Source organism: Mesorhizobium sp. B283B1A, assembly GCF_020165735.1.
Classification (GTDB): domain Bacteria; phylum Pseudomonadota; class Alphaproteobacteria; order Rhizobiales; family Rhizobiaceae; genus Mesorhizobium; species Mesorhizobium opportunistum.
Map to the genome: position 1 here is coordinate 101,182 of NZ_JAIUIQ010000018.1, position 24,243 is coordinate 125,424.

28 protein-coding genes are annotated in these 24,243 nt (G+C 63.5%); 8 read left to right on the forward strand and 20 right to left on the reverse strand.

The annotated features are described in order from the left end of the window. Positions 1–33 precede the first annotated feature (33 nt). Positions 34–1,116 (forward strand): phosphatase PAP2 family protein, encoded by a 1,083-nt coding sequence (locus LB577_RS17390; protein WP_224687626.1) that lies wholly within the window; start codon positions 34–36, stop codon positions 1,114–1,116. On the opposite strand, the gene LB577_RS17395 is transcribed toward LB577_RS17390, so the two are convergent. From LB577_RS17395 to LB577_RS17415, 5 genes are all read right to left on the reverse strand, one after another. Continuing rightward, on the reverse strand, positions 1,113–1,703 hold the full coding sequence (locus LB577_RS17395; protein WP_224687627.1) for a chloramphenicol phosphotransferase CPT family protein: 591 nt from the start codon (positions 1,701–1,703) through the stop codon (positions 1,113–1,115). The genes LB577_RS17390 and LB577_RS17395 overlap by 4 nt on opposite strands. Before the next feature lie 78 nt (positions 1,704–1,781). After that, positions 1,782–4,250 carry an ATP-dependent Clp protease ATP-binding subunit ClpA gene (gene clpA, locus LB577_RS17400; protein ID WP_224687628.1) on the reverse strand — a complete coding sequence of 823 codons (2,469 nt, stop codon included), beginning with the start codon at positions 4,248–4,250 and terminating at the stop codon, positions 1,782–1,784. 6 nt (positions 4,251–4,256) lie between these two features. Then, positions 4,257–4,586 (reverse strand): ATP-dependent Clp protease adapter ClpS, encoded by a 330-nt coding sequence (clpS, locus tag LB577_RS17405; protein ID WP_010909565.1) that lies wholly within the window; start codon positions 4,584–4,586, stop codon positions 4,257–4,259. A 299-nt stretch (positions 4,587–4,885) separates the two neighbouring features. Then, entirely contained in the window at positions 4,886–5,215 is a 330-nt protein-coding gene (locus LB577_RS17410; RefSeq protein WP_013895348.1) for a phasin family protein, read from the reverse strand. A 152-nt stretch (positions 5,216–5,367) separates the two neighbouring features. After that, a complete protein-coding gene (locus LB577_RS17415; RefSeq protein WP_224687663.1) occupies positions 5,368–5,631 on the reverse strand; it encodes a hypothetical protein in 264 nt (87 codons plus the stop codon). Here LB577_RS17415 and LB577_RS17420 point away from each other — a divergent pair. Then, positions 5,558–6,943 carry a D-alanyl-D-alanine carboxypeptidase family protein gene (locus LB577_RS17420; protein WP_224687629.1) on the forward strand — a complete coding sequence of 462 codons (1,386 nt, stop codon included), beginning with the start codon at positions 5,558–5,560 and terminating at the stop codon, positions 6,941–6,943. The genes LB577_RS17415 and LB577_RS17420 overlap by 74 nt on opposite strands. Positions 6,944–6,989: 46 nt before the next feature. On the opposite strand, the gene LB577_RS17425 is transcribed toward LB577_RS17420, so the two are convergent. From LB577_RS17425 to LB577_RS17435, 3 genes are all read right to left on the reverse strand, one after another. Continuing rightward, on the reverse strand, positions 6,990–7,691 hold the full coding sequence (locus tag LB577_RS17425) for a DnaJ domain-containing protein (protein ID WP_224687630.1): 702 nt from the start codon (positions 7,689–7,691) through the stop codon (positions 6,990–6,992). Positions 7,692–7,993: 302 nt separating this feature from the next. Next, complete coding sequence (locus LB577_RS17430) at positions 7,994–8,431, reverse strand: DUF1489 family protein (RefSeq protein WP_013895345.1); 438 nt, start codon at positions 8,429–8,431, stop codon at positions 7,994–7,996. A gap of 77 nt (positions 8,432–8,508) precedes the next feature. After that, a complete protein-coding gene (locus LB577_RS17435; protein WP_224687631.1) occupies positions 8,509–9,912 on the reverse strand; it encodes an L-serine ammonia-lyase in 1,404 nt (467 codons plus the stop codon). Positions 9,913–10,087: 175 nt separating this feature from the next. Here LB577_RS17435 and LB577_RS17440 point away from each other — a divergent pair, with 175 nt between their 5' ends. Then, entirely contained in the window at positions 10,088–10,831 is a 744-nt protein-coding gene (locus LB577_RS17440) for a DUF599 domain-containing protein (RefSeq protein WP_224687632.1), read from the forward strand. Here the strand turns inward: LB577_RS17440 and LB577_RS17445 are convergent. The 8 genes from LB577_RS17445 to LB577_RS17480 all read right to left on the reverse strand — a co-directional run bounded on the left by LB577_RS17445 (position 10,780) and on the right by LB577_RS17480 (position 16,537). Continuing rightward, positions 10,780–11,577, reverse strand: a complete 798-nt coding sequence (locus LB577_RS17445; protein ID WP_224687633.1) for a YdcF family protein — start codon at positions 11,575–11,577, stop codon at positions 10,780–10,782. The genes LB577_RS17440 and LB577_RS17445 overlap by 52 nt on opposite strands. Before the next feature lie 22 nt (positions 11,578–11,599). After that, entirely contained in the window at positions 11,600–12,133 is a 534-nt protein-coding gene (locus LB577_RS17450) for a hypothetical protein (RefSeq protein WP_224687634.1), read from the reverse strand. A gap of 1 nt (position 12,134) precedes the next feature. Beyond that, the gene (locus LB577_RS17455) at positions 12,135–13,700 is read right to left on the reverse strand and encodes an amidase (RefSeq protein WP_013895340.1); all 1,566 of its coding nucleotides are present in this window, start codon (positions 13,698–13,700) and stop codon (positions 12,135–12,137) included. After that, positions 13,700–14,155 (reverse strand): GNAT family N-acetyltransferase, encoded by a 456-nt coding sequence (locus tag LB577_RS17460; RefSeq protein WP_224687635.1) that lies wholly within the window; start codon positions 14,153–14,155, stop codon positions 13,700–13,702. The genes LB577_RS17455 and LB577_RS17460 overlap by 1 nt, the downstream gene beginning before the upstream one ends. 7 nt (positions 14,156–14,162) lie before the next feature. Next, positions 14,163–14,450, reverse strand: coding sequence for an Asp-tRNA(Asn)/Glu-tRNA(Gln) amidotransferase subunit GatC (gatC, locus tag LB577_RS17465; protein ID WP_013895338.1), 288 nt, complete (start codon positions 14,448–14,450; stop codon positions 14,163–14,165). A gap of 81 nt (positions 14,451–14,531) precedes the next feature. Continuing rightward, positions 14,532–15,392: a radical SAM protein gene (locus LB577_RS17470; RefSeq protein WP_224687636.1), complete on the reverse strand. Its 861-nt coding sequence runs from the start codon at positions 15,390–15,392 to the stop codon at positions 14,532–14,534. Beyond that, entirely contained in the window at positions 15,389–15,805 is a 417-nt protein-coding gene (locus LB577_RS17475; RefSeq protein ID WP_013895337.1) for a hypothetical protein, read from the reverse strand. Before LB577_RS17475 ends, LB577_RS17470 begins: the two co-directional genes overlap by 4 nt. Before the next feature lie 24 nt (positions 15,806–15,829). Then, positions 15,830–16,537 (reverse strand): metal-dependent hydrolase, encoded by a 708-nt coding sequence (locus LB577_RS17480; protein WP_224687637.1) that lies wholly within the window; start codon positions 16,535–16,537, stop codon positions 15,830–15,832. Between the two features lie 135 nt (positions 16,538–16,672). Here LB577_RS17480 and ruvX point away from each other — a divergent pair, with 135 nt between their 5' ends. Beyond that, positions 16,673–17,179, forward strand: coding sequence for a Holliday junction resolvase RuvX (ruvX, locus tag LB577_RS17485; RefSeq protein WP_224687638.1), 507 nt, complete (start codon positions 16,673–16,675; stop codon positions 17,177–17,179). Here the strand turns inward: ruvX and LB577_RS17490 are convergent. The 3 genes from LB577_RS17490 to LB577_RS17500 form a co-directional block, all read right to left on the reverse strand. Then, positions 17,097–17,438 (reverse strand): DUF6105 family protein, encoded by a 342-nt coding sequence (locus LB577_RS17490; RefSeq protein WP_023777463.1) that lies wholly within the window; start codon positions 17,436–17,438, stop codon positions 17,097–17,099. The genes ruvX and LB577_RS17490 overlap by 83 nt on opposite strands. Continuing rightward, on the reverse strand, positions 17,438–17,992 hold the full coding sequence (locus LB577_RS17495) for a hypothetical protein (protein ID WP_224687639.1): 555 nt from the start codon (positions 17,990–17,992) through the stop codon (positions 17,438–17,440). The genes LB577_RS17490 and LB577_RS17495 overlap by 1 nt, the downstream gene beginning before the upstream one ends. A 135-nt stretch (positions 17,993–18,127) precedes the next feature. After that, positions 18,128–19,756 (reverse strand): DNA alkylation response protein, encoded by a 1,629-nt coding sequence (locus tag LB577_RS17500; RefSeq protein ID WP_224687640.1) that lies wholly within the window; start codon positions 19,754–19,756, stop codon positions 18,128–18,130. Positions 19,757–19,952: 196 nt separating this feature from the next. Between LB577_RS17500 and LB577_RS17505 the strand changes: the two genes are divergently transcribed. Genes LB577_RS17505 through dprA form a run of 4 tightly spaced genes read left to right on the forward strand, consistent with a single transcriptional unit; the run spans position 19,953 to position 24,009 of the window. Further along, on the forward strand, positions 19,953–20,933 hold the full coding sequence (locus LB577_RS17505; protein WP_224687641.1) for an aspartate carbamoyltransferase catalytic subunit: 981 nt from the start codon (positions 19,953–19,955) through the stop codon (positions 20,931–20,933). Further along, positions 20,930–22,216, forward strand: coding sequence for a dihydroorotase (locus LB577_RS17510; protein ID WP_224687642.1), 1,287 nt, complete (start codon positions 20,930–20,932; stop codon positions 22,214–22,216). The genes LB577_RS17505 and LB577_RS17510 overlap by 4 nt, the downstream gene beginning before the upstream one ends. A 57-nt stretch (positions 22,217–22,273) precedes the next feature. Continuing rightward, positions 22,274–22,861, forward strand: coding sequence for a glycerol-3-phosphate 1-O-acyltransferase PlsY (plsY, locus tag LB577_RS17515; protein ID WP_140569448.1), 588 nt, complete (start codon positions 22,274–22,276; stop codon positions 22,859–22,861). 17 nt (positions 22,862–22,878) lie between these two features. Next, a complete protein-coding gene (gene dprA, locus LB577_RS17520; protein ID WP_224687660.1) occupies positions 22,879–24,009 on the forward strand; it encodes a DNA-processing protein DprA in 1,131 nt (376 codons plus the stop codon). A 7-nt stretch (positions 24,010–24,016) separates the two neighbouring features. Here the strand turns inward: dprA and LB577_RS17525 are convergent, their stop codons facing one another. Then, a complete protein-coding gene (locus LB577_RS17525; RefSeq protein ID WP_224687643.1) occupies positions 24,017–24,229 on the reverse strand; it encodes a hypothetical protein in 213 nt (70 codons plus the stop codon). Positions 24,230–24,243 lie beyond the last annotated feature (14 nt).

A 24,243-nucleotide genomic window follows, 5' to 3' on the forward strand; every position in this document is an offset into this window, starting at 1 on the left:
CTCTTGAGGCATTTGTCTTGCGAGGGGCATTCGATGCACGATATTTCCGAAGCTATAGGCGGGCGGGTTGGCGCTGGGGTCGATGGCGCCTTCTCCAACCTTTTGGTCGATGCATTTTTTCGGCACCGTACTGTTCATGCGGTAGCGCTGTTTACGCTCGGATTGGGTTTTGTCGTCGGCGGCAGAGTTGGAAACCTGCCGGATTTCGGATTACTCTACGAATACACTTTCTATCTGGTGGTTTACTTCTGGATAGCCGGATGCGCATACGCGACCTTCCGGCTGTTCTGGCTGGCGCTGGTCGATCGTGCCAGGTCGCCGCTTCGCATGTTGTTGCGTCCGCTCCAGCAGATGCTGACCGATCGAAATCGCATTGCCAACGGCATCAACGGCCTTGCCGCGATGCTGGTTTTTATGTCGGGCTTCGTGGTGCTGAAGGGAGCGATCGCGGTGCTGGTGCCTTTCTCCTGGGACCAGACCCTCGCGCATTTCGGCGCCGGCCTGCATTTCGGCCGCACTCCCTATCAATGGCTCTGGTGGATCGTTGAAAGTCCGCTGGCCGTTCACCTTCTCAATTTCTGCTACAATTTCTGGTTCGCAGTGCTGGTGGCAATGGTCTTTTCAAGCGTCGCCGCCGCCCGCGACTCACTGCTGCGCCATCAGTTTCTGCTCAGCTTCATGCTGGTCTGGCTGGTTGGCGGCTTCTTCATCGCCATGGCATTCTCATCCGCGGGCCCATGCTTTTATGCAAGGCTCGACCTTGGCGATCAGTATCAGCCGTTGATGGATGCGCTTGCGTCCGCGAACCGCCAGTATCCGATCTGGGCATTGTCCACGCAGGACAGGTTGTGGAGCGGCTATACGGGTTCGGCTTCGGGAACCATGGGCATATCGGCATTCCCCTCCATCCACGTCGCGACGTCGGTGCTCTTCGCTCTCTACCTGACGCGGTTATCGACCAGGCTCGGCATCGTGATGTGGATATTCGCAGCCATCATCATGCTCGGTTCGGTGGTGCTTGGCTGGCACTATGCCGTCGACGGCTACGCGGGCGCGCTTATTGCGGTCGCGATCTGGAAAATCACGGGCGGAGCATTGTCCCGGGCGCACGCCTAGTTTGTCACTTGGACGCTCTTGAGATGCTGCCGAATTGCATCCGCGCACTGCACCGAGCTCAGAAGCGAGGTGTCGACTTCCAGATCGTAAACGCCCGGCCGGTGCACCGCCTCCTGCCACAGACGCACCGGCAAAGGCACGGGATCGTCTGAAGAGCCGGTGACGTAGCCCCTGCCCGTCTCGCTGGCGGCCCGCCTTTCCATAATAATCTCAATCGGACAGCGAACGCCGACAAACAGCACCGGCAGGCCGGCGAGCCGGTGCGCGCAATCGGCCAGGATGTCGAGCGGTTTCGAATAGCGATCGTGATGACCGACATCCGCCACTACGTTCAGATCCAGCCGGCTATGGGCCGCGATCGATTCGTAGAGGGCGGCATAAAATCGCGGAACGAAAACTTCGAGGTCAGGGCGCTCGCCGCCGGGTCGCAGGCCTATTCCCGGACGATATCGCGGCGGCGTGATCTGCGCATAGCTGTCGACCCCCAGGTTCATCCACGGACCTTCAAAACGTTCCTGGATGGCCTGAGCGATGCTCGACTTGCCCGATCGCGGCGCGCCGTTGAGGATGATGATCTGGCCAGCCATATGCCACCTCTATGCCGCCACCTCTCTAGATCAATGAAAAAAGCCCCGTTTCCGGGGCTTTTCAGACTTTGATCAGGGTCAGCCCTTGCGGGGCAGTTGCGGCACCAGGCTGCGCTTGCCGCCATCCTTGCCCTTGGGCTCAGGCTTCTGCGCCACCACCTTCTTCGCGGCGGGCTTCTTGGCCACGGCCTTGCGCGGCTTCGGCGCTTCTTCCGGCTCTTCCTTCTTCGGCTTCACCGGCGCCTCGTCGGCCAGCGATTCGAGCTTCAGGCCGGTCTCGCCGGTTTCCTTCTTCTCGACGGTGACACGCACCGTGCCGCCCTTCTTGAGCTTGCCGAACAGCACCTCGTCGGCCAACGGCTTCTTGATGTGCTCCTGGATGACACGGCCGAGCGGCCGTGCGCCCATGCGCTCGTCATAGCCCTTGTCGGCGAGCCATGCGATGGCGTCCGGCGACAGGTCGAAGGTAACGCCACGCTCTGAGAGCTGGGCCTCGAGCTGCATGACGAACTTCTGCACCACCTGATGGATGACCGGCACCGGCAGCGAGCCGAACGGGATGATCGCATCGAGACGGTTGCGGAATTCCGGCGTGAACAGCCGGTTGATCGCCTCGACATCGTCGCCTTCACGCTTGGTCGATCCGAAACCGATCGCCGCGCGCTGCGCATCGGAGGCGCCCGCATTGGTGGTCATGATCAGGATGACATTGCGGAAGTCGATCTGCTTGCCGTTATGGTCGGTCAGCTTGCCGTGGTCCATGACCTGCAACAGGATGTTGAACAGGTCCGGATGCGCCTTCTCGACCTCATCGAGCAGCAGCACGCAGTGCGGATGCTGGTCGACGCCATCGGTCAAAAGACCACCCTGGTCGAAGCCGACATAGCCGGGAGGCGCGCCGATCAGCCGCGAAACGGTGTGGCGTTCCATGTATTCCGACATGTCGAAGCGGATCAGCTCGACGCCGAGCGAGGCGGCCAACTGCTTGGCCACTTCGGTCTTGCCGACGCCGGTAGGCCCCGAGAACAGATAGGAGCCGATCGGCTTTTCCGGTTCGCGCAGGCCGGCACGGGCCAGCTTGATCGCCGAGGTCAGCGCGGTGATCGCGGTGTCCTGGCCGTAGACGACGCGCTTCAGCTCGATGTCGAGGCCCTGCAGCACCTTCTCGTCATCGGCCGAAACCGTCTTCGGCGGGATGCGGGCCATGGTGGCGATCGTTGCCTCGATCTCCTTGATGCCGATCGTCTTCTTGCGCTTGGCTTCCGGCACCAGCATCTGCGAAGCGCCGGTCTCGTCGATCACGTCGATTGCCTTGTCCGGCAGCTTGCGGTCGTTGATGTAGCGCGCCGACAGCTCGACCGAGGCCTTGATGGCTTCGCTCGTGTAGCGGACCTTGTGGAACTCCTCGAAATAGGGCTTCAAGCCCTTCATGATCTCGATGGCATCCTCGATGGTCGGCTCGTTGACGTCGATCTTCTGGAAGCGCCGCACCAGGGCACGGTCCTTTTCGAAGAACTGACGGAACTCCTTGTAAGTGGTCGAGCCGATGCAACGGATCGCACCCGACGACAGCGCCGGCTTCAACAGGTTCGACGCGTCCATGGCGCCGCCCGAAGTGGCGCCGGCACCGATCACGGTGTGGATCTCGTCGATGAACAGCACGGCACCCGGATAATCCTCGAGTTCCTTGACGACCTGCTTCAGCCGTTCCTCGAAATCACCGCGATAGCGCGTGCCGGCCAGAAGCGTGCCCATGTCGAGCGCGAAAATGGTGGCATTGTGCAGCACCTCGGGAACATCGCCTTCGACGATGCGCTTGGCGAGGCCTTCCGCGATCGCCGTCTTGCCGACGCCGGGATCGCCGACATAGAGCGGATTGTTCTTCGAGCGGCGGCACAGCACCTGGATGGTGCGGTTGATCTCCGACTCGCGGCCGATCAGCGGATCGATCTTGCCGGCCTTGGCCTTGTTGTTGAGATTGACGCAATAAGCGGTCAGCGCGTCCTGCTGCTGCTTTTTCTTGCCGCCTTCCTCCTGCGGCTCGGCGCCGTTCTGGCCGCCCTGCTCATCATCGGCGCCGCGCGGCGAGCGCGTCTCGGAAGCGCCCGGGCGCTTGGCGATGCCGTGCGAGATGTAGTTGACCGCGTCGTAGCGGGTCATCTGCTGTTCCTGCAGGAAATAAGCGGCATGGCTCTCGCGCTCGGCGAAGATGGCAACGAGCACGTTGGCGCCCGACACTTCCTCGCGGCCCGACGACTGCACGTGGATCACAGCGCGCTGGATGACGCGCTGGAAACCGGCGGTCGGCTTGGAATCCTCGTCATAACCGGTGACCAGATTGTCGAGCTCTGTGTCGATATAGGTGAGAACGGTGTGCTTGAGTTCGTCGAGATCGACGTTGCAGGCGCGCATGACGGCGGCCGCCTCGGTGTCGTCGATCAACGCGAGCAGCAGGTGTTCAAGGGTTGCATATTCATGGTGCCGCTCATTGGCGAGCGTCAGCGCTTGGTGAAGCGCCTTTTCCAGGCCTTGGGAGAAAGCCGGCATGTTACCTCACTTCTTCTCCATCACGCATTGCAGCGGATGCTGATTCTGTCGGGCGAAATCCATGACCTGGGACACTTTGGTCTCGGCCACCTCGAATGTATAGACCCCGCACTCGCCCACCCCATGATTGTGAACATGAAGCATGATGCGTGTGGCAGCTTCGCGGTCCTTCTGGAAAAAACGCTCCAGCACGTGAACCACGAACTCCATCGGAGTGTAGTCGTCGTTAAGAATGAGGACCCGGTAGAGGCTAGGCTTCTTGGTCTTGGTTTTTGTGCGCGTGATGACGGCCGTCCCGCGGCCGGCCTCATTGCCGTCGCCGCCGCCGTTTTGCATCCGCGCCACCTGTCTCGTGGCAGTCAAACCGATCGTCACGTAATCCTGCCTCTTTCGAATCCTCATGCGAGCTCAACATGTAGGTGTTCGATGGACGATTTTAAGCCCTTCTGGTTAGCTGACAATATGGCTAGGTGACCAAACTTCGCGGATTTTCGCAATCGTGAAGGGGCGCGAGGCGCTGGATAGCAAATCGACATGAAAAAACCCGGCCGCGCTCGCGCAACCGGGTCTTGTCCCGACCCAAAGGGCCGGATCTCGCTGTCGTCGTGAGGCGAAGCTACTTCGCCCGGGCGAAATTACTTCGCCTTGGCAACGATCGATTCGAACGGCTTATAGGCTTCCTTGGCGAGTTCGGCATAGAGGTCGCCGATCTTGGTGGCCTCGGCGACGAACGCCTCGTAGGACTGCTTGGCATAGTCTGTGTGTATCTCGATCGCCTTGTCGAGCGACTTGGCAGAGAGCAGCTTCTCGGCAGCGGCACTGCCGGCTTCGAAACTCTTCTTGGTGTATTCGCCGGCCTCGGTTGCGATCGCCTGAGCGCCCTTGGAGAGCGAAGCGAAGCTCTTCAATCCGGTGTCGGCAAACTCTTTGCCGTATTTGCTGAAGTCCTCATAGGTCTGGGTCATTTCGCGATTCCCTTGACGGTTGAGGCGTCCTTCTTCGGGGCGCCCTTGTGCAATGCACTACAATATATTGTGCGCCGCACAAAAGTCAATATTTCGCCTGCGTTCAGAGGCCGCCTGCGCAGGCAATGCCTAAAAATCAAATAAAGTGAGTTTCAAGCCCGAAGAAAATGGTGAACGCGGCGGTTACCATAAACGGATTGGTAACGCTGGCCCGCTAGCTTGGCTGAAAGTGCGGCAGGACCCTTTGCCGCCTTCAGCGCAACGAAGAATTCAAGGTAAACATCAGTGCGTAAGGCGTTGTTGGGCATCGTTTCCAGATCCACCTCCCCCCTCAAAGCGATCATGGTCTTCGCCTTGGCGTTGACATTCGTTTGCGCCGACGTTGCCTCGTCGCTGGCGGCGCGGCAGGCGGCCATTGTCGTGGACGCCAAGACTGGCAAGGTGCTGTACTCCGCCGATGCCAACGGCAGGCGTTATCCGGCGTCGCTGACCAAGATGATGACGCTTTACCTGACCTTCGAAGCTCTGGCGAAGGGCAAGATCAGCAGGAACACGCCTGTCGTGTTTTCGGCCAAGGCATCCGCCGAGGCGCCGACGAAACTCGGCGTGAAGCCGGGTGGTTCGGTCACGGTCGACACCGCCATTCTGTCGATAGTCACTAAGTCGGCCAACGACTCGGCGACCGCGCTTGGCGAAATGATTGGCGGCAACGAAACCAATTTTGCCCGCATGATGACCGCCAAGGCGCGCCAGCTCGGCATGAACGGCACCGTCTTCCGCAATGCCAACGGCCTGCCCGACCCTGGCCAGTTCACCACCGCGCGCGACATGGCGACCCTAGGCATCGCGCTGCGCGAGCATTTCCCCCAATATTACGGCTATTTCTCGCAGCGGTCCTTCCTCTATGGCCGCCAGCGCATCAACGGCCACAACCGCCTGCTCGGGCGCATCAAGGGCGTCGACGGCATCAAGACCGGCTACACACGCGCCTCCGGCTTCAATCTCGTCTCCTCCGTGTCAGACGGCAATCGCCGCCTTGTTGCCGTCGTCATGGGCGGCACGTCGGGCGGCAGCCGCGACAACCAGATGGCGGCTCTGATCAACACCTATATGCCGCGGGCTTCGACCCGCGGCGGCGGCGATCTGGTCGCCAAGGCTGATAGCAATCCGATCAGGGCGCTGGCCAAGGTCCTGCTGCCCAAGCACGACGCACCGACGCCGGACGAAAAGCCGGTGGCTGTTGCAAGCGACGATACTGCCGTCGCCGAAGACGCTACCGTCGCGCAGGGCGACAGCAATGCCGAGGACAGCAGCGCAGAGGACGACGCCGCGATCGAAGAACCCAAGCTGGTCGTTCCGGCCAAGAAGGTGAAGACGGTCATCGTCTCCGCCCCCAAAGTCGCCACCGCGCAGGTCGTGGCCGCCTATGCCGAGCCGACGCCCGCGCCTGCAGTCGATCCGGTCAACACCGCATCGGTACCGTCGGGCTGGGCCATCCAGGTCGCTTCCTCGCCCAAGCAGTCCGAAGCCCAGGCTTTCCTCGACAAGGCCAGCAAGCAGGCGCCCAAGGTGCTGGCCGATGCCGCCGGCTTCACCGTCGCCTTCGACAAGGATGGCGTCACCTACTATCGCGCGCGCTTCGGCGGCTTCGGTTCGAAGACCGCTGCCTGGAAGGCCTGCACCGCTTTGAAGAAGAAGAGCATCGAGTGCTACGCCGTCCAGCAATAGGACGGCGTGCACACAATCTCCCGGAAAATTTTTGCGTCGAAGGAGACTAGTTGTGATTGGAGAGCAAGACGTCCTTGGCTTCGTTGATTCGCGCCGCCAGGAAAGACGTGCCGCCGATATCGGGGTGCAGGCGCTGCATCAGGCGGCGGTGCGCCTTGCGGACATCCGCCGCGGCGGCCCCCGCTTCAAGACCAAGGACCTTGTAGGCCTCCTCCTTAGTCATGGCGCCAGGACCTGGCGCAACACTCAGCCCTTCGCCACCGTCCGTCTCAGTGTTTTTGCGCCAGACGGGAAATCTGCCGTCAAGATACGCCTCTAGCAACTGCCGGCTCTCCGGATCGCCGGAGAGTTCGCGGTAGAGATGCTGCAACTCCGAAAGACCCATGGCGCCAAGCATCTTGCCGTCATGGCGGCCGGCCAGGACCAGCCCTTCGAGACCGCCCGAATTGTGATCAAGTTCCATCTCGAGTGCCGCTGTCCGCACTGTCGAGCGTTTTCCAGACGTCGGCTTGGCATTTGGCCGGCCTGCGCGCGTGGCGCCATACCAGCCGATCGCCGCGAACAGGATGATGCCGCCGATCCCGCTGCGCCCGACCAGCAGCACGGCGCCGCCCACCAGGGCCAGCAGGATCGGCCCCAATGTTCTCGTCGAACTGGCGAGCCTGGCCGGATCGGCGTGAAGAAACGCCGTCGTTGCGATCAGCAGCACCAGCAGCAATGCGACCAGGACGATAATTACGCCTAACATTTCCCACCGCCCCGCGGATTCCCTGCCCGCCTGGACAGCCGCGTCACTTCCTTCAACACTTCTTCTGCGCCGGAATCATGGCCTCCTCCGATCGGAAAAGGCGTTGGCCCGGCCAACGCGGCGGCGCTTGTCGACTTCGACAGCTTTTCATCGCGCATGAATTTCAAGATGTGGCGTTGTCTCGCCGCTTGCAAGTCCAGTACGGAGCAAGATGGAGGGCCAGCGGACGGCTAGAGCATGTCGCCCAAAAGCGAACTCAGACCCGAAGCGTGCCGCATGAATCCGTTTCAGCGCGACGCGCTTTAGAGCAAACCAAGATCGGCAAGCTCACGCCTGAGCTTCGGCGGCATCTCCACCAGCCCGGCCTTGCCTTTGCCGAGATCGGCCGGCGCATCCGACGGCTTCAGATAGCGCCAGCCTTGGAAAGCCCGGCGCGGCTGCCAGTCGGTGCGAATGACCCGCGGGTCGAGCATCAAATGGCAGCGGCCGATACCTTCGTCATCGGTGAACGGCCGGATTTCGGTGATCAGCTGGCGGCACTGCACATTGCCCTTGATCACCCAGTAAAGCGAGCCGCCATCGGTGACCTCTTGCCCACGCGTCGGCACCATGCGGGTCGTGTGCCAGTGTTCGACCGGATCACCGGCCCGGCGCCGTTCGTCGAGACGGAACTCGATCCATTCCTCGAGATCCTCGACGCTGTCGCAGCCGACGCACAGTTTTAGGAGATTGAGAGCCATCCGCTAAGGTTAGTCCGGAGCGCCGGGACGTCAACGGCCTGACGGACTTCTCCACAGTGCCGGTTTAGGCCAGAACCTCAGCACTCCACGACATTGACGGCGAGACCGCCAAGGCTGGTTTCCTTGTACTTCTCGTTCATGTCGAGGCCGGTCTGGCGCATGGTCTCGATCGCGGCGTCGAGCGGCACGAAATGCACGCCGTCGCCCTTGATCGCCAGCGACGCGGCGGTCACGGCCTTGACCGCGCCCAGCGCGTTGCGCTCGATGCACGGCACCTGCACCAGCCCGCCGACCGGATCGCAGGTCATGCCGAGATGGTGTTCGAGCGCGATCTCGGCGGCATTCTCGACCTGCTCGGGCGTGCCGCCCATGACGGCGCACAGGCCGGCCGCGGCCATTGCCGAGGCAGAGCCCACCTCGCCCTGGCAGCCGACCTCGGCGCCCGAGATCGACGCGTTTGTCTTGATGATGCCGCCGACCGCTGCCGCCGTCAGCAGGAAATCGCGGATGCTCGGCTGGTCGGCCTCGGGGTGGAAATGCAGCCAATAGCGCAGCACCGCCGGCAGCGTGCCCGCGGCCCCATTGGTCGGCGCGGTGACGACGCGGCCGCCGGCCGCATTCTCCTCATTGACCGCCATCGCGTAGATCGACAGCCAATCGTTGGCGAGCAGAGGGTTCGGCCGGTTCTGCTGCCATTGTTCCTGCAGCTTGTCGTGCAACATGCGCGCGCGGCGCCGCACCTTCAGCCCGCCAGGCATGATGCCGTCCTGCGAAAGGCCACGGTCGATGCAACCCTTCATGGCGCTCCAGATGGCGTCGAGGCCGGCATCGAGTTCCTCGCGCGTCATCTGCGTTTCCTCGTTGACGCGCTTCAGCTCGGCGATGGAGAGCCCGCTCTTGGCCGCCATCTTCAGCATCTCGACGGCGTTCTTGAAGGGATAGGGCACCTTCTTGCCCTCGGTCGTCACCGACCCCTTGGCCTTCATCCGCTGCAACTCTTCTTCCGAAACGACGAAGCCGCCGCCGATCGAATAGTAGATGCGCTTGAGCAGCAGGCGGCCGCCGGCGTCATAGGCGTAGAACGCCATGCCGTTGGCATGCCCCGTGAGCGGCGTCTTGCGGTCGAGCACAAGATCGGTGGCCGGGTCGAAACGGTAGGAGGGGTGACCGGGCGGTGAAATCAATCTGTCGGCGGTGATGCGGCTGACGATCTCGTCGGCCTTGTCGGGGTCGACCGTTTGCGGCGTCTGGCCGGCAAGTCCCAGGATGACGGCGCGGTCGCTGCCATGGCCGATCCCGGTATAGGCGAGCGAGCCATGCAGGCTGGCGCCGATGCGGTCGACCTTGGCGCCGGTGGGGCGCGGCCAGTCGTCCCCCGCGACCTCGTCGAGAAACCGCCGCGCGGCGGTCATCGGCCCCATCGTGTGCGAGCTCGAGGGGCCGATGCCGATCTTGAACAGGTCGAAAACCGAAAGGAACACGCTGTCTCCTGGATCACGTCGAGGATTACATATAGGAATTCCCAGGATGTTTCCGCTCTTTTGACAATCGCGGCGCGGCACCTGCCGACCTTGTTTGCTCCGGCAGCGACATCGGTTGCTTATCGCTCGATACCAGTGATCGAAGCGGTCACGCCGAATGTGATAAATTCAGCTCATGCGCGATTCCCTCGATCTTTCGACGGCCGATCTCGCGGCGCTGGGACTCTTCCTCGCCGCGTGGCTGCTGCACACGCTCGCCTCCGACGGCCAGCTGGTCAGCCGCGTGTCGCTGACCACGGCGATGAACGCGCAACGCGAGACCTGGATGCGCACCATGGCCGAGCGCGAGATCCGCATCGTCGACACCGCCATCATGAGCGGCTTGCAGCAGGGAACCGCCTTCTTCGCCTCCAGTTCGCTGATCGCGCTCGGCGGCTGCTTTGCTCTGCTCGGTGCGTCCGACCGGGTACTCGAAGTGCTGAGCGACCTGCCTTTGGGCGGTGCGCCGTCACGCTCGGCCTTTCAGATAAAGGTGCTGGGACTGGTGCTGATCCTGGCCTTTTCCTTCTTCAAATTCGGCTGGGCCTACCGGCTGTTCAACTATTGCACGATCCTGATCGGCGCGGTGCCGATCCCGCATGGTGAAGCCTCGCGCAACCCGGTCACCGAAACGGCGGTGTGGCGCGCCGCGCAGATGAACATGCTGGCCGGCAAACATTTCAACTCCGGCCTGCGCGGCGTGTTCTTCTCGATCGGCTATCTCGGCTGGTTCGTCGATCCGGTGGTGTTCGTGCTGTCGACGCTTCTGCTGCTGGCCGTGCTGGTGCGGCGCCAGTTCTTCTCGGCGGCGCGGCGCGCCGTCATCGGTCAGCCGCCCGGCGCCGGAAAGGGCCGGTCGATGCGGCCGGACAGCCAATAGGCGAACAATCCGGTCCATTCGCGGATCGCCATGGTCGTATTCTCAAGTGAATCGGCCGCATTGTCGCGAAACAGGCCGACACCTTCCTTGCCCGAGGTGCGATAATCGACCGGCCACGGGACGGTTGGAAAACCAGCCTTGTCGAACAGCGCCTTGGCCCGTGGCATGTGGAAGGCGGAGGTCACCAGCAGCCAGGTCTCGCCCGGCTTCGGTTCGACGAGCTTGCGGCTGAAGATCGCGTTTTCATAGGTGTTGCGGGACTTGTCCTCGAGGACAAGACGATCGGTCGATACACCCAGTGGGCCGAGCAGGCGGGGCGCGGTGTCGGCGTCGCCCTCGCCATCAAGGAAAAGCGAACCGTTTCCGCCGGATACGACCACCTTGGCCTGCGGGAAGCGCCGGGCGAGGATTGCAGTCTCGACCATGCGGTCGCCGCTGCCGCTCAATTCATAGCCGCCGCGCGCGAGGTTGATGGCGCCCTCGAACCCACCGCCGAGCACGATGATGCCGTCGACCTTTTGCGGCAGCGGCGGCCGTGGAAAGCGTTCCTCCAGCGGATTGAGCATCATGGCGCCAAGCGACGTCCAGGCCGACAGCGCAAGGATCAGGAAGGCGAGCACGCTGCCGGTGACGGCCAGCCGCCGCCGCCCGACCGTCCCGGCGATCAGCCCCGCCAGAAGCAGGAAGATCGTCAGGTTGAGCGGCTGGATGAAAAACCACAGGATCTTGGAAAGATAGTAGAACACGCTTTCCCCCTACGATCTGCCCCTACGACCTGCCTAGAGTGCGGCGGGCGGCAAAGCGCCTGACGGCTTCCGCAACAGCCTCAGCCTCCGATCGATCGAGTTCCCGCCCGAACGAGATTCGCCCGCTTGCCGTGGCCAGGCGAACCACTTCCTTCAGTCCGGTGTCGTCGGTCGGATAGGTGTGTTCCAGAACCTCGGCAGTGAGCTGCCCGTCATATTTGAGGAAGGCGCGATCACGGAACGGAGTGCCCCTGATTTCGCGGACAATCGTGTCTTTCGCGATCCGCAGCGTTTCGCCTCCCGATGTCAGCCAGATGAACTCCTTGCCGAGAAAATACGCGAGAAACCCGGCAATCGCCAGAAATGACATCAGGCCGAACAGGCCGCTCGCGACCGTTGCCGGCGATTTGTCGAACAGCCCCCATTTGGTGGTGACGGCGACGATTGCGATCGAGAGAAGAAGAAAGCCGATCCTGATGGCTGAACGCCTGGGCGGGTTTGTGATCAGCAGTTCATGTTCCGTCTCGACGATGGAAATGCGAGACGGGGGCGACATGTTACCACCACTTCTCCGGCTGGAACGTGCCTGCCGCCTGTTCGATGACGGCGGCTGTCTGGAACAGCGTCTCTTCCTCGAACGGCCTGCCGATCAGCTGCAGGCCAAGCGGCAGCCCCTTGGGGTCGAGTCCGGCGGGCACGGCAATGCCCGGCAGGCCGGCCATGTTCACGGTGACCGTGAAAATGTCATTGAGGTACATCTTGACCGGATCGGCGGCCATGTCCTCGTCGGCGATGCCGAAGGCGGCGGACGGCGTCGCCGGAGTCAGGATGACGTCGATGCCGGCGGCAAAGACGTTCTCGAAATCGCGCTTGATCAGGTTGCGCACCTTCTGCGCCTGCAGATAATAGGCATCGTAATAGCCGGCCGACAGCACATAGGTGCCGATCATGATGCGGCGCTTGACCTCGCGGCCGAAGCCGGCGGCACGGGTCTTCTCGTACATCTCGACGATGTCCTTGCCCGGCACGCGCAGGCCGTAGCGAACGCCGTCATAGCGCGCCAGGTTGGACGACGCCTCGGCCGGCGCCACGATGTAATAGGCCGGCAGCGCGTATTTGGTGTGCGGCAGGGAAATATCGACGATCTCGGCGCCGGCGTCCCTGAGCCACGCAATGCCCTTCTGCCACAGTGCCTCGATCTCCTCGGGCATGCCGTCGACGCGGTATTCCTTGGGAATGCCGACCTTCATGCCCTTGATCGGCTTGCCGATCGCCGCTTCATAGTCGGGCACCGGCCGGTCGACCGAAGTGGTGTCCTTCGGATCGACGGAGGCCATGGATTTGAGCAGGATCGCGGCATCGCGCACGTCGCGAGCGATCGGTCCGGCCTGGTCGAGCGACGAGGCGAAGGCGACGATGCCCCAGCGCGAGCAACGGCCATAGGTCGGCTTGATGCCGACCGTACCGGTGAAGGCGGCCGGCTGGCGGATCGAGCCGCCAGTGTCCGTCGCCGTCGCGCCGGCGCACAGGAACGCCGAGACGGCGGTCGCCGAGCCGCCGGAAGAGCCGCCCGGCACCAGCTGCGCATTGTCCAGGGTGCGCTGCGTTTTCGTGCCGCCGGCCGATACGAAGCCGCCGTCGCCCTGATGCGTCGTCGGCATCACCACCGTGTCGAGGCGCGAACGCCGCCACGGATTGATGACCGGGCCGTAATAAGAAGTCTCGTTGGACGAGCCCATGGCGAACTCGTCCATGTTGAGCTTGCCCAGCATGACCGCGCCGTCGGCCCACAGATTGGCGGTGACGGTCGATTCATAGCGCGGCTTGAAGCCGTCGAGCACATGGCTGCAGGCCTGGGTGTGGACACCGTCGGTGCCGAACAGATCCTTGATCCCCAGCGGAATGCCTTCCAGCGCGCCGCCCTCGCCCTTGACCAGCCTGGCGTCGGACGCCTTGGCCATGTCGCGCGCCTTGTCGCCGGTCACCGCCACATAGGCATTGAGCGCCGGATTGGCGCGATCGATCGCCGAGAGATAGGCGTCGGTGATCTCGGTCGCGGTGATTTCCTTGCCGCGCAGCTTGGCGCGGGCCTGCGAAATCGTCAGTCGGGTGAGGTCGCTCATCAAAGGCTCTTTTCGTAAAACACCGACCACTGGGAATCGGGATAATCCAGCACCGGGCCGCAGCGTGAGAACCCGGCACGTTCATAGACGGTCCATGCCGCGGGATGACGATCACCCGTCTCCAGCACCAGCCGCTTCAGTCCTTCCTGCCGCGCCAACGCCTCGACCCGCTCGACGATGCCGGCGCCGATCTTGCGGCCGCGATGCGAAGGCCGCGTGTACATGCGCTTGACCTCGCCGATGGTATCGCCATGGCGCTTCAGCGCGCCACAGCCAATGGCGACACCGTTGTCGCGGGCGATGAAAACGGTCGTGTCCTGGCCGGCCATCTGCTCGACCGTCATGTGGTAGCAGTGCTCCGGCGGCGTCAGTTCGAGCAAGGTCTCGTTGAGTTCCTTGACCAGGCCGCGCACGTCGTCCTGCAGCGGCGTCTCGATGGCGATCTCGATTGCCATCGGCGCCTTACTCCACGACCTTCGGTACGAGGAAGAAATTCTCTTCGGTCGCCGGCGCGTTGGCGACGATATCGGCCGCCTTGTTGCCGTCGGTGACGACATCGCCGCGCTTCTTCATCTCCATCGGCGTCACCGAGGTCATCGGCTCGACGCCGGAAACATCGACCTCGTTGAGCTGTTCGACAAAGCCAAGGATGGCGTTCAGCTCGCCGGTCATGCGTTCTGCATCCTCTTCGCTCACCGCGATGCGGGCGAGACGCGCGACGCGCTTCACTGTCTGAAGATCAACGGACATGTATTTGCCTCGGGGAAAAACCAGTCCGGGCTATAGCGGCGCCGCGCGCGGCACGCAACATGCATCGTATCGGAAGCAATGCTAGGCTACGGCGGCGCTGGCCCGATCCTTGGGGCGGCGCAACGGATTGGGCAATTCGAAAAAGCGCTGCTTTGCCGGGCACATGCCGCAAGCAGCCTCATCCTCCAGTGCGGCGAACGCCTGCAGTTCGGCATTGGAGCAACCGGGATCGAGCGGCCGGTAGGCGAGATACGGGTCCCACTTCTCGGACAGCCGGTACTTTCCCTTCTGCATCGGCAGATAGGCGAGCGGCGCGCATTTCCAGATCTGGCCGTCATGCAACTGCTTGCAGTGGCGAGCCGGGCAGATTTCCCAGCTGGAACGAGGATCGCCATCATCGAAAGGCGCCATCGCATTGCCGAAGCCTTCGTAGCGCCGGGTCCAGTTCTTGTCCGACGGACGCAGCTCGATCAGGACCTTGTGATCCCGTCGCCACGCCTCCAGCAGATCGAAAACCGGTTTCAGCCTCTCCCGATATTCTTCGGAATCGTGATGGACCGAGACGATCAGCCGCGCGTCGGGATCGGCGGCCAGGATGGCCGGCAATGTCGGGTGGCGATGCAGGAAGAAGCCGTTGCTGACGATCTCCATGCTGGCGCGCGGCCAGTGCCGCCGCACCAGCCCGACGAAGCCCGGCAGTTGTGGATGGATGCTGGGTTCGCCGCCCAGCAAGGTGAACCGCTTGACCGAGACGCGCCGGCTCCATAGCCCCATCCAGCGGTCCGCCTCATCGAGCGAGACGGTGCCGGAATGCGCATGATTGGAGTAGTGCGAGCAGCTTTCGCACGACAGGTTGCAGCCATGCGCGACATGCAGTTCCAGTCTCCGGAACACAGGCCGCTCGCCGCCAAGAAGCGATCTTACACGGTTCAGTATCGTCATGGCAGGGCAACGCCCTCGCACAGATAATAGCTGCCGCTGTTGCCGCTCGCCTCGCTTTCGTCGTCGATGGGCCGGACCGACACGAGGTCGATCTGCGTCGGGCTGGTCTGCGTCACCGACAGGACATCTGGAAAGACATAACCCGGTTCCTGGCAGATCGCCGTCACCGCCCAGCTTGGAGAACGCGTCGCCTTGCTGACCTGCAGGAACTCGCAATTGTATTCGACGCCTTGCAGGCCGTGCGCCGAAAGCACGATGTTGCCGGTGTCGATCAGTGTCTGCAGCGTATCCTTCTTTGCCTGTGCGCAAAGTTCTTCCGACCGGAGATAAACCCCTTCGATGAAATCATCCGCGGCAAGCGCGGGCGATGCCGCGACAAACATCGACACGCAAAGAGATCGCCCCAACGCCATGGATTTGTTCCGCTTTGGCTGTTTCTAGATCGCAATCGTCTCGCCGATTTTCGGCAACGCAACCTTCACCCCGGACCCTTCCAGGCCGGCCTCGAATTTCTCGGCCGTCGGATCGATCATCGGAAAGGTGCCGAAGTGGCAAGGAACAACGGTGTCGAACTTGAAGAAACGGCGGCAGGCAAGTGCCGCGACCGCACCGCCCATGGTGAAGCGGTCGCCGATCGGCACGATGCCGATCTTCGGCTCATGCAGCTCATTGATCAGCGCCATGTCGGAAAAGATGTCGGTGTCGCCCATATGGTAGAGCGTCCTGTCTTCCGGGAAATGCAGAACCAGCCCACCCGGATTGCCGAGGTAGACGTTCCTGCCACCATCTTCGCTAAACGAGGAGGAGTGCAGCGCCTGGACGAATGTCGTGGTGAAGCCGCCGCAATCGACCGTGCCGCCGATGTTGCCGGGATTGATCTTCTTGTCGCTGACGCCTTTGCCGACCAGATACATGCAGATTTCGAAATTCGCGACCAGCTGGGCGCCGCTTTTGCCGAGCACCTCCAGCGCACCGCTGATGTGGTCGCTGTGCCCGTGGGTCAGCAGCACATGCGTGATCCCTTCCGCCGGCTCTTCCCAGCCCCCCGTCCATGACGGATTTCCGATCAGATAGGGGTCGATGAGGATCTTGGCGTCGCCGGTTTCGATGCGGAAGGCCGAATGGCCGTACCAGGTCAATTTCATGAATGCATTCCTCGATTTTTACCGTGCCAGAGGATAGAAGGCCGATGGCCCTGAGATCAACTTGAGATCAAAGGGTATAGTGTCCGCCGGCCATCCGGAAGAACACGCGGCGCTGAAAAAGACAAAGGAAAACCGTTGGCTATCATCACGATTGAGCAATTGCCGGCACGGCTCGCCGATGGCAAGACGCTGGCCGGGCTCGATCTCGGCGACAAGACGATCGGCGTCGCGGTTTCGGACCGGGGGTTCTCCTTCGCGCATCCGCGCCCGGTCATTATCCGAAGGAAATTCTCACTCGATGCCGCCGTCCTTCTGGCCTTGCTGAAGAAGGAGAACGCCGGTGCGGTGGTGATCGGGCTGCCGATCAACATGGACGGGTCGGAAGGTCCCCGCGCCCAGAAATCGCGCGCCTTCGTGCGCAACATGGCGCAGCTCAGCGATCTACCCTTCGTGTTCTGGGATGAGAGGCTGTCGACGGTCGCGGCCGAAAGGACATTGATCGAGATGGATTTCTCGCGCGCCAAACGCGCCGGCAAGATCGATTCGGCGGCGGCCGCCTTTATTCTGCAGGGAGTTTTGGACCGGCTTCAGTCGCTCGCTGCATCCGATCGAACGGAACCGGACCCGTCCAGCGCCGCCTGACCCAGTCCAGGATTTCGCGGCGGCGGCGAAACGCCCATATCGCCATCAGCAGAAACCCGTCGAAGATGCAGGCCTTTGCCACCATGCCGGGGATGATTGCCGGATCGATGCCGAGCATCTGGCCATAGAGCTGAAACACGAAATCGTGCAGCTGCCGGGTGAGCATGACATAGCCGAAATTCATGTCATTGAGCGACAGGTAGAACCAGCCCCAGAACAGCGCCATCGGACCCGCCCACAATGCGAAGATGTAGCGCATCAGCGACCACCCTTCCCTTTGGGCCCGGTCTGGTTGCGGCCCGATATCAGGGAGAGCAGCGAATTGTGCGCCGCTGCCTTCGCCATGCTGTGCGCCGTGGCGCGGAAGTCGGCGTCGTCCGACACGGCCGCCGAGCGCCGCTCGGCGAGCATTGCGACATAGGAGGCCAGAAGTGCCGCCAGTTGTACGGCGACTACCATGAACAGACCGTTGATGCCTTGCGCCGCGCCGCCGATCAGGATGATCGACAGGACACCGGACGCGGAGATGAAGGCGATGCGCACCACACTGTCGACACCCTGGCTGATCCCGTCGTTGATCAGCGTATCGACGAAGGCCCAGAAAAACAGCACCGACACGACCAGCAATGCGGTCGCCAGCGGCGCGACCACGACGATGTTCTTCAGGTCGACGAAGCGCGCACTTTCGATCGTCACGCCGAGCACGCCAAGAGCCGCCGCCACACCGCGGTCCCCATCCATGCAGATCAGCGCGAGCAGGGCGAAAACGATCGCCCAGTGCACGGACAAAAACGAGGTCAATACGTGTCGCATCATGATTCCTGCTTCGACAGGAATGACAGTGGGCTTTGCCGTCCGTCGCCGCAACGGAAACCATTTGTTAAGGTTAACGGCGGTCCACAGGCTCGCGATCGGCACTCCCGGACCCGGCGATGCGCCGCTTACCGCTCAGTTCACCGGCGGATAGAGCGTATCGATGATCATGCGCGCGTCGTGGCGCGCATCGAGCATGCCATAGGTGTTGCGCCACTGGCCGGCCAGGCGCGTCTCGACGAAGGCATCGGCAATCCGCCCTGCCCCCAGCCGGCGCAGTTCCGCCGCCGCGGCCGACAGCGCCAGTTGCTCCGTGAGCAGCCGGGCCGATCCCTCGTCGGTCGACGCGACCTGCATGGCCGCCTTCAGCACGCCGATCGTGCCGCGCCCGCCTGCGCCGAGGTCGCGGTCGATGCCGGCCAGCACTTCCTCGAACAGGCCGGGCGCGCGGCCGAGCACGCGCAGCACGTCGAGCGCCATGACATTGCCCGACCCTTCCCAGATCGCGTTGACCGGCGCCTCGCGGTAATAGCGGGCGAGCGGCGCCTCCTCGACATAGCCATTGCCGCCAAGGCACTCCACCGCCTCGTAAAGCAGCGGCGGCGCGATCTTGCAGACCCAGTATTTGACGACAGGCGTCATGGCGCGGGCGAATGCCGCCTCGCCGCGGTCGCTCGCCGCCTCGTCGAAGGAGCGCGCCAGCCGAAACGACAGCGCGGTGGCGGCGGCGACATCGAGCGCCACGTCGGCCAGCACGCGCTGCATCAGCGGCTGCTCGATCAAGGGTGAGCCGAACACCTGGCGATGACGTGCGTGATGGACCGCCTCTGCCAAGCCAGCCCGCATAACCGCCGACGATGCCACCGCGCAGTCGAGCCGCGTCAAGGTGACCATGTCCATGATCGTCTTCACGCCGGCGCCCGGCTCGCCGACCATCTCGCCGATGGCGTTGACGAATTCCACCTCGGAGGACGCGTTGGAGCGGTTGCCGAGCTTGTCCTTCAGCCGCTGGAAGCGGAAGCCGTTGCCCGACCCGTCGCCGAGGACGCGCGGCACCAGGAAGCAGGACAGGCCTTCCGCCGCCTGCGCCAGCACCAGGAAGGCGTCCGACATCGGCGCCGACATGAACCATTTGTGGCCGGTCAGGCGATAAAAACCGCTGCCGGCCCGCTCGGCCCTGGTCACATTGGCGCGCACATCGGTGCCGCCCTGTTTCTCGGTCATGCCCATGCCGAGCGTCAGCCCGGTCTTCTCGACCGGCGGCTTCTGGCTCTGGTCGTATTTGCGCGTCGTCACCCGCGGCGCCCATTCGCGGAACAGCTTTGGACTGGCCATCAGGGCCGCCAGCGAAGCGCTGGTCATGGTGATGGGGCAAAGGTGCCCGGTTTCGAGTTCGGCGGTCAGGTAAAAACGCGCGGCACGCACCTGATGGCGGCGGCCGATCTCGGCATCGCCATTTTCCCAGACCGAGGAGTGCAGCCCGTTTGCCACCGAGCGGCGCATGAGGGCATGGTAGGCCGGATGGAACTCGACAAGATCGATGCGCCGTCCCTGGCGGTCATGCGTCCTGAGCTTCGGCGTCTCGACATTGGCGAGGCGCGCCAGTTCCTGTGCCTCCTGTGTCAGGACGAAACGGCCCAGCCCATCCAAATCCTTGCGGACCGGATCGGAAAAGCGCTCGGCAAGCTGGATCAGCAACGGATCGCCTCGCCAGGCGTTGCCGCCCGCAAGCGGCGGCGGCTGGTTCGTTACGTCGTCGGTCACGCCCAATCCTTTTTTCGGTAGCCAATCCTTCTTTCGGCAGAAAGGCCCATATCGTCGAAAAGCCACGAATCCGAGGCTGTCGGCTAGATATAGCCAAGCCGTGCAACCCGCGCGACGAAAATACCGGGGAGAAAGGCTTCAATCGAAAGCTGGCGCTTGCGGGCGCAAAATCCGCACCCTATAGCAGCCCCTTGAGATGACCGACGCTTCGTCCCTGCCACTCTACCCTCACCGCCATCTTCTGGGCATCAGCGACCTTTCGCCCGCCGACATCGAGCTTTTGCTCGACCGGGCGGATCGCGCGGTCGCGATCTCCAGGCAATCCGAGAAAAAGACCTCGACGCTGCGCGGCCGCACCCAGATCAACCTCTTCTACGAGGCCTCGACCCGGACGCAGTCGTCGTTCGAACTGGCCGGAAAACGGTTGGGTGCCGATGTCATGAACATGTCGGTGGCAAGCTCCTCGGTGAAGAAGGGCGAGACGCTCATCGACACGGCGATGACGCTGAACGCCATGCGGCCCGATATATTGATCATCCGCCACCAGTCGGCGGGCGCCGCTGCCCTTCTGGCGCAGAAGGTCGGCTGCTCGGTGGTCAATGCCGGCGACGGCGCGCATGAGCATCCGACACAGGCGCTGCTCGACGCGCTGACCATCCGCCGCGCCAAGGGCCCGCTGTCGAAGCTGATCGTGGCGATCTGCGGCGACATCCTGCATTCGCGCGTGGCGCGCTCCAACATCATGCTGCTCAACGCGCTCGGCGCGCAGGTGCGGGTCGTCGCGCCTTCGACGCTGCTGCCTTCCGGCATCGACAAGATGGGCGTCATCGTCACCCGCTCCATGGCGGAAGGCTTGAAGGATGCCGACGTGGTGATGATGCTGCGCTTGCAGCGCGAACGGATGGAAGGCGCCTTCGTGCCCTCGGTGCGCGAATATTTCCGCTATTTCGGGCTCGACGCCGAAAAGCTGAAGGCGGCCAAGGACGATGCGTTGGTCATGCATCCCGGGCCGATGAATCGTGGCGTCGAGATCGCCTCGGAAATCGCCGATGGTCCGCAAAGCGTCATCCAGGAACAGGTGGAGATGGGCGTCGCCGTACGCATGGCGGTGATGGAAGCGCTGCTCGACCCCCGCCGCAATCAAGAAGGGCGTAATCAAGAGGGGCGCGGCGCATGACCACGTCCGTCTTTGAACGCGCCCGCATCGTCGACCCCTCGCGCGGCATCGACGAGATCGGCTCCGTCATCGTCGATGGCCGCAGGATCGCCGCCGCCGGCAAGGCGGCGCTGAACCAGGGCATCCCCGAGGGCGCTACCGTTGTCGACTGCGCCGGCAAGACGATCATTCCAGGCCTTATCGACGGCCGCGTCTTCATCGGCGAGCCGGGCGGCGAGCATCGCGAAACCATCGCTTCGGCAAGCCTCGCCGCGGCGGCCGGCGGCGTCACCTCCGTCGTCATGATGCCCGACACCGACCCGGTGATCGACAATGTTGCGCTGGTCGAGTTCGTGCTGCGCACCGCCAAGGACACGGCCGTCGTCAACATCTTCCCAGCGGCGGCGATCACCAAAGGCCTCGATGGCCGCGAGATGACCGAATTCGGGCTGTTGCGCGAGGCCGGCGCCGTCGCTTTCACCGACGGCCGCCACACCATATCAAGCGCGCTGGTGATGCGCCGCGCGCTGACTTACGCGCGCGATTTCGGGGCCACCATCGTGCATGAGACGCAGGATGCCGACCTCGCTTCGGCCGGCGTGATGAACGAGGGCCTCTACGCGAGCTGGCTTGGCCTTTCCGGCATACCGCGTGAAGCCGAGTCCATTCCGCTCGAGCGCGATCTTGCCCTGGCGCGCCTGACGCGCGGTTCCTACCACGCGGCGAAGATCTCGACAGCGATGGCAGCGGCAGCCGTGACCCGGGCGAAGGCCGATGGCGCCGATGTGACGTCGGGCGTGTCGATCCACAATCTGTCGCTCAATGAAAACGACGTCGGCGAATACCGCACCTTCTTCCGCCTGACGCCGCCGTTGCGCGCCGAGGACGACCGGCTGGCGATGATCGAGGCGGTCAGGGATGGCACGGTCGACATCATCGTCTCCTCGCACGATCCGCAGGATGTCGACACCAAGCGCCTGCCCTTCGCCGACGCTGCGGCCGGCGCCATCGGGCTGGAGACATTGCTCGGCGCGGCCTTGCGGCTCTATCACAATGGCGACGTGCCATTGCCGCGGCTGATCGAGACGCTCTCCACCGCGCCGGCAAGGCTGTTCGGGTTGTCCGGCGGCACGCTGAAGCCGGGCGCAATGGCCGATCTCGTGCTGGTCGACCTCGACGAGCCGTGGATCGTCAGCGAGGACGGCATTCGTTCGCGCTCGAAAAACACCTGTTTCGAAGGCGCGCGCCTGCAGGGCAAGGTCTTGCAAACGCTGGTCGCGGGCCGCACAGTGTTCTCGATCTGAGCCAGCCGCGGCGCATCGCGCCGACCCAGCCGGCTAAGCGAAGTTGCGGGGGAAACAATGACTTACGATCCAATCTTGGCGTTGGTGTTCGGCTATCTCTTGGGTTCGATCCCCTTCGGCCTGTTGCTGACACGCGCCGCCGGCCTCGGCGACGTACGCAAGATCGGGTCGGGCAATATCGGCGCTACCAATGTCCTGCGCACAGGCAACAAGGGACTTGCCGCCGCGACATTGCTGCTCGATGCGCTGAAAGGCACGGCCGCCGTGCTGATAGCAGCCCACTTCGCGCCTGAAACCGCAGTCTGGGCTGGTTTCGGCGCCTTTCTCGGCCATCTCTTCCCAGCCTGGCTGGGTTTCAAGGGCGGCAAGGGTGTCGCTACCTATCTGGGCGTGCTGATCGGCCTTGCCTGGCAGGTGGCGTTGATCTTCGCCGTCGTCTGGCTGGTGATGGCTTTGCTGCTCCGCTTCTCCTCGCTTGCCGCATTGACGGCGGCCGTCGTCGTGCCGATTGCGCTTTATGTCCTAAGCACGCCGCAGGTTGCGCTGCTGTTCGTCGTGATGAGCATCATCGTCTTCATCAAGCACCGGGAAAACATTTCGCGCCTGCTTGCCGGAACCGAGGGCAAGATCGGAGCCAAGGGGTGAGCGAGCACGCCACCGCGGTGAGTGGGCCGGCCGCCGGGCCGCGCCTCAGCGACCGGCAGCGGCTGAGCTGGCTGCGGCTGATCCGCACCCAGAATGTCGGCCCTGCCTCCTTCCGCGACCTGATCAACCGCTTCGGTTCGGCCGAGGTCGCGCTGGAAGTGCTGCCGGAACTGATGATTTCGGGCGGCGCCAATCGGATCGCCCGCATTCCTTCGATTGCCGAAGCAGAAGCCGAGATGGAGGCAGCCCGGCGGGCCGGTGCCCGCTTCGTCGGCATTGGCGAAGCAGACTATCCGCCGCTGCTGCGCGGCATGGACCACCCGCCGCCGCTGCTGGCGGTCAAGGGCAATGCCAGCGTGTTCCGGCTGCCGGGGATCGCCATCGTCGGCGCCCGCAACGCATCGCTCGCCGGCATCAAGATGGCACGCATGCTGGCTGCCGATCTTGGCCGCGACGGCTATGCGATCGTCTCCGGCCTGGCGCGCGGCATCGACACCGCGGCGCACCAAGGCAGTCTTGCGACCGGCACGATCGGTGTCCTGGCGGGAGGCCTCGACCTGCCCTACCCGCCTGAAAATGCCGGCCTGTGCGACGAAATCGCCGAGCGTGGAGCCGTCATCTCGGAAATGCCGTTCGGCTGGCAGCCGCGCGCCCAGGATTTCCCGCGCCGCAACCGCCTCGTCGCGGGTGCTGCCCTCGGGCTGGCGGTGATCGAGGCGGCGCAGCGCTCGGGTTCCCTGATCAGCGCCAGGCTTGCCGGCGAGATGGGGCGGCTGGTTTTCGCGGTGCCGGGGTCGCCACTTGACCCTCGCGCGGCCGGCACCAACGGCTTGCTCAAGGACGGCGCCACGCTGGTCACCGAGGCGTCGGACATTTCCAGGGCGATCGCGCCGCTGACCGGCATGCGGGCGCCCGAGATGCCGCCGTTCGAAGACCCGCCCGACTTTTCGGCCACACCGCCGCCCGGCGAGAGCGACCGTTCCAAGGTGATCCAGGCACTGGGACCGACTCCGGTGCCGGTCGACGAGATCATCCGCCATACCGGCCTGCATCCGGCCCAGGTTTTCATGGTGCTGCTGGAACTCGATCTCGCCGGCCGGCTCGAACGCCATGCCGGCGGCAATGTTTCACTGCTCTTCGAGAACTAACCGACCGTCAGTGGCGATTGGTTTCTTTCTCCAGGGTTTCCGCATAGTCCGGAGTGTTGGCTCCAAAGAGATCCTTTTCGACGATGCCGCGCCAGACCATGTCGGCATCCTCCGGGCGCGACGGATCGAAGCCTGGCTCGCTCTCTTGCGCGTTCCGGCGCGAGCGCCGGCGTAGCCAGCTGGGCATGATCTCGCGGATGAGGCTGGTGAATTGGGTCATTGCCGGCTCCTCCG

Bases quoted from the DNA above. Each gene is read 5' to 3' on its own strand.
- LB577_RS17390 (WP_224687626.1), top strand. From the start codon at position 34: ATGCACGATATTTCCGAAGCTATAGGCGGGCGGGTTGGCGCTGGGGTC.
- LB577_RS17395 (WP_224687627.1), bottom strand. From the start codon at position 1,703: ATGGCTGGCCAGATCATCATCCTCAACGGCGCGCCGCGATCGGGCAAG.
- clpA (WP_224687628.1), bottom strand. From the start codon at position 4,250: ATGCCGGCTTTCTCCCAAGGCCTGGAAAAGGCGCTTCACCAAGCGCTG.
- clpS (WP_010909565.1), bottom strand. From the start codon at position 4,586: ATGCAAAACGGCGGCGGCGACGGCAATGAGGCCGGCCGCGGGACGGCC.
- LB577_RS17410 (WP_013895348.1), bottom strand. From the start codon at position 5,215: ATGACCCAGACCTATGAGGACTTCAGCAAATACGGCAAAGAGTTTGCC.
- LB577_RS17420 (WP_224687629.1), top strand. From the start codon at position 5,558: ATGGTCTTCGCCTTGGCGTTGACATTCGTTTGCGCCGACGTTGCCTCG.
- LB577_RS17415 (WP_224687663.1), bottom strand. From the start codon at position 5,631: ATGGCCGCCTGCCGCGCCGCCAGCGACGAGGCAACGTCGGCGCAAACG.
- LB577_RS17425 (WP_224687630.1), bottom strand. From the start codon at position 7,691: ATGTTAGGCGTAATTATCGTCCTGGTCGCATTGCTGCTGGTGCTGCTG.
- LB577_RS17430 (WP_013895345.1), bottom strand. From the start codon at position 8,431: ATGGCTCTCAATCTCCTAAAACTGTGCGTCGGCTGCGACAGCGTCGAG.
- LB577_RS17440 (WP_224687632.1), top strand. From the start codon at position 10,088: ATGCGCGATTCCCTCGATCTTTCGACGGCCGATCTCGCGGCGCTGGGA.
- LB577_RS17450 (WP_224687634.1), bottom strand. From the start codon at position 12,133: ATGTCGCCCCCGTCTCGCATTTCCATCGTCGAGACGGAACATGAACTG.
- LB577_RS17455 (WP_013895340.1), bottom strand. From the start codon at position 13,700: ATGAGCGACCTCACCCGACTGACGATTTCGCAGGCCCGCGCCAAGCTG.
- LB577_RS17460 (WP_224687635.1), bottom strand. From the start codon at position 14,155: ATGGCAATCGAGATCGCCATCGAGACGCCGCTGCAGGACGACGTGCGC.
- gatC (WP_013895338.1), bottom strand. From the start codon at position 14,450: ATGTCCGTTGATCTTCAGACAGTGAAGCGCGTCGCGCGTCTCGCCCGC.
- LB577_RS17470 (WP_224687636.1), bottom strand. From the start codon at position 15,392: ATGACGATACTGAACCGTGTAAGATCGCTTCTTGGCGGCGAGCGGCCT.
- LB577_RS17475 (WP_013895337.1), bottom strand. From the start codon at position 15,805: ATGGCGTTGGGGCGATCTCTTTGCGTGTCGATGTTTGTCGCGGCATCG.
- LB577_RS17480 (WP_224687637.1), bottom strand. From the start codon at position 16,537: ATGAAATTGACCTGGTACGGCCATTCGGCCTTCCGCATCGAAACCGGC.
- LB577_RS17490 (WP_023777463.1), bottom strand. From the start codon at position 17,438: ATGCGCTACATCTTCGCATTGTGGGCGGGTCCGATGGCGCTGTTCTGG.
- LB577_RS17495 (WP_224687639.1), bottom strand. From the start codon at position 17,992: ATGCGACACGTATTGACCTCGTTTTTGTCCGTGCACTGGGCGATCGTT.
- LB577_RS17505 (WP_224687641.1), top strand. From the start codon at position 19,953: ATGACCGACGCTTCGTCCCTGCCACTCTACCCTCACCGCCATCTTCTG.
- LB577_RS17510 (WP_224687642.1), top strand. From the start codon at position 20,930: ATGACCACGTCCGTCTTTGAACGCGCCCGCATCGTCGACCCCTCGCGC.
- plsY (WP_140569448.1), top strand. From the start codon at position 22,274: ATGACTTACGATCCAATCTTGGCGTTGGTGTTCGGCTATCTCTTGGGT.
- LB577_RS17525 (WP_224687643.1), bottom strand. From the start codon at position 24,229: ATGACCCAATTCACCAGCCTCATCCGCGAGATCATGCCCAGCTGGCTA.